The organism is Roseovarius sp. B-10 (genome assembly GCF_056859295.1).
Window position 1 is genome coordinate 1 of sequence record NZ_JBSXOE010000002.1, and the last position, 2,892, is coordinate 2,892.

The window sequence follows — 2,892 nt, forward strand, 5'->3', positions numbered from 1 at the left end:
CAACCGCATCGAGATCATGTTTGGCAGGCTCAAGGATTGGCGGCGCGTGGCGACACGTTATGACCGCTGTCCGAAGGTCTTCCTTTCAGCCATCGCCCTCGCCGCAGTCGTCATCTACTGGTTATGAATCCTGACCCTAGAGGATTCTTGACCAATGCAACAGCAGCAGAATATATTAAATCCAAAGAGCAAAAGGAAGTTTCTCATGCAATCTATCAACCTTGTAGTTGCATGCGCTATCGGTGCCTGTGCAACCATTGCTGATGCTCAAACTCAACCCCGCGACACGTGGCGGCACTCCTGCTATGCATTCAAGGATATGAACCGGAACGGTGTTTTTGATATGGGTGACAAGCCTTATGCAAACCTTCCAGTTGAGATGACCAGGCCGGATGGCACGAAAGCGCGGCAGAGATCCAATATAGATGGGTTCGCCAACTTTGAGGCATCGCTGGGGGACGACAGCGCTGACGTGTTTGAGCCGGGACATCATAATGTTCGCGCGATCTTTGATGAAGGCTGGCAATCGCTATCAAAAACCGCCACACAAGATTTAATCTTCATTGAAAAAGTCAATGCTGGCGGTCGCATTGTGCCTGAGAAACCTTGTATGCCGATCGGCGTGGTGCCCATCCTTGAAATGAAAGGGAAGATCACCCCGGTGTCCAATTTCGCCACCACCGCCTATTCTGTTGTAGCCATAGATAAGCGTGATCAAACGAGGTTGGATTTGTTGGTGGATGAAAATGGAAACTTCCTTGGCATCGGTCGGCAAGGAGAGTGGCGACTCGAGGTGCGGGATCCGGATGATGTATTGGTCCATGCGCGTGATTTCGTGATCGAGCACGGCGCAGTTTATTTTTCAAATATCGTTCCAGGCGAGACAACTAAACCTGAGGCTGACGTCGTTTGGCAAGAGCTGACGTTCGACGACTTTTTGGTTGCTGATTCCCTTTTTGAGATTCCGTCTGGCTATGGAGGGCTTAACTCATACAATCTCATCGCGGTTCACAACCGGTTCTACGAAGGAGGCGGTTATGTAAATGGAACGGTGTCTTCCGAATATATCGCATACAATAGCTCTGGTGTTCCTGTTCCAATTTGGGCCGATGATCCGTTCGATTTCAAGGGAACTTATGTGAGTGTGGCTTGGAGCCGAGGGAAGGAAGAAGATGTGATTTTCCGGGCTTGGCGTGAGGGAAAACTCGTTCACGAAGACAAACTAAGATTAACTAATAGTGGCCCAATATATTTTGATGCAAATTACGAAAATATAACAAAAATGGAGATCAGTCACGGAAATTACGAGCGTATCGTTCTAGATAATTTTCACTATAAGTTCTAGGAACTTTATGAGCTATGGAGCCGATGACGCCTATTTTCGATGACCTCTGCACAATGCCGTCGTGGGTTCCCGAAGCTTCAGGTGGCGGCCGTGATGATAACCTTCTCCGGCTTTCTGCCCCTTTTTGAACGCTCAGCAAACGGTTTGATAGTCGAATTGTGATAAACCGCACCAATGCGACCTAGAGCGCGTTGCGTTCAATTGGTTTCATAACCTGCGGCTTTGAAGAAGTTGTAGCATTCCTTGTCGGTGAAGAGATCACAGACGTGTCCAACGGCGCGCCAGAGATCGTCGTAGGTCCGTGCAGCAGCTCTTCGGATAAGTGCCTTGAGCTTTGCGAAGGCCATCTCGATCGGGTTCAGATCGGGGCTGTAGGGCGACATGAACAGGAACCATGCGCCGACCGCGCGCATGGCCTCGGTCGCCTTGGGGCTTTTGTGGGATGACAAATTGTCCAGAATGATCACATCGCCGGTGTGCACAGTCGGGGCGAGCTGGGTCTCGACATAAAGCTCGAAGAGGTCGCGGTTCATCGCGCCGTTGATGACCCATGGCGCATCCAAACGGTCGTGGCGCAATGCGTCGATGAATGTATGGGTGTTCCAGTGGCCAAAAGGCGCATGGCCTATCAGGCGCGTACCCTTGGGAGACCAGCCTGTGGTCTTGGCCATGTTCGTCTTGAGCGAGGTCTCGTTGATGAAACCGATGCGTGGCAACAGTTCAGCCATGAACGGCTGACGCCGTGTGATCCAGACATGGCGCGCCTGCCGGACCTCAGGCCGCTTTTGCTCGACGGCCTGAAGGTCTTTTTTTATGCGTCAGGCCGAGACTGCGCAGGGTGCGCCAGACAGACACGCGATGCACCGTCATCTGGTGCTCATCGGCAGTTTCCAGCACCAGATCATCCAGCGTGAGATCAGGCTTGGCAGCCATCCGCGCCACGATCCAGCCTCGCAGACGGGCCAGCTTTCCATGACCGCCGCGATTGCCTTGCCGACGCGGCTCCAGCCCGCCCGTCCCGTGCTTCAGGATCACCATGTCGTTGACGAACTTCACCGAAACCCGAAACCGCGCAGCGGAAGCGTGGTGTGAATGCCCCTCCTCCACGAACGCGACAACGCGCTCGCGAAGTGCCATAGGGTGTGGCTTGCCCATCTCAAACCCCCATATCTGCCCGCCAGACAGGGAATTACAGATTAAGCCCCATGGGAATCCTGAATCGGAATGGGCGCAACCCGCTCTAGCCTCGCTTTCACTCCCGCTCGGGTAAGCAACTGCTTTCGGCTTTGCGGCGCTGCCTATAACGGCATGATGTCGGTATTGAAGCATATCGGGTCTGGACTATTCGCGCTCTCTTGCATGGGCTTGGCGGCGTAGCCTTTTTTACTTCCTGGGTTCAGCACCTTAAAGCCAGCCGCGCTTTCGGCACCAGAGATAGGGCAGTACGGAAGAGGCGAGCATCAATATGAGTGCAGCCGGGTAGCCCCAGGTCCAGGTCAGCTCGGGCATGATCTCGAAATTCATGCCGTAGATGGCGGCGATCAGGG

At 53.5% G+C, this 2,892-nt stretch carries 5 protein-coding genes; 2 read left to right on the forward strand and 3 right to left on the reverse strand.

What is annotated here, in order from left to right:
* Both AC13D8_RS00025 and AC13D8_RS00030 read left to right on the forward strand, forming a co-directional pair.
* Positions 1-127 (forward strand): transposase (locus AC13D8_RS00025; protein WP_348361624.1); only part of this gene is annotated, 127 nt, incomplete at its 5' end.
* Between the two features lie 78 nt (positions 128-205).
* On the forward strand, positions 206-1,345 hold the full coding sequence (locus AC13D8_RS00030) for a hypothetical protein (RefSeq protein WP_482967138.1): 1,140 nt from the start codon (positions 206-208) through the stop codon (positions 1,343-1,345).
* Positions 1,346-1,542: 197 nt separating this feature from the next.
* Here the strand turns inward: AC13D8_RS00030 and AC13D8_RS00035 are convergent, their stop codons facing one another.
* From AC13D8_RS00035 to AC13D8_RS00045, 3 genes are all read right to left on the reverse strand, one after another.
* The gene (locus tag AC13D8_RS00035; RefSeq protein WP_482967140.1) at positions 1,543-2,160 is read right to left on the reverse strand and encodes an IS630 family transposase; all 618 of its coding nucleotides are present in this window, start codon (positions 2,158-2,160) and stop codon (positions 1,543-1,545) included.
* Positions 2,120-2,482, reverse strand: a complete 363-nt coding sequence (locus AC13D8_RS00040; protein ID WP_482967139.1) for a hypothetical protein — start codon at positions 2,480-2,482, stop codon at positions 2,120-2,122. Before AC13D8_RS00040 ends, AC13D8_RS00035 begins: the two co-directional genes overlap by 41 nt.
* A gap of 267 nt (positions 2,483-2,749) precedes the next feature.
* Positions 2,750-2,890 (reverse strand): CorA family divalent cation transporter, encoded by a 141-nt coding sequence (locus AC13D8_RS00045; RefSeq protein ID WP_482967141.1) that lies wholly within the window; start codon positions 2,888-2,890, stop codon positions 2,750-2,752.
* Positions 2,891-2,892 lie beyond the last annotated feature (2 nt).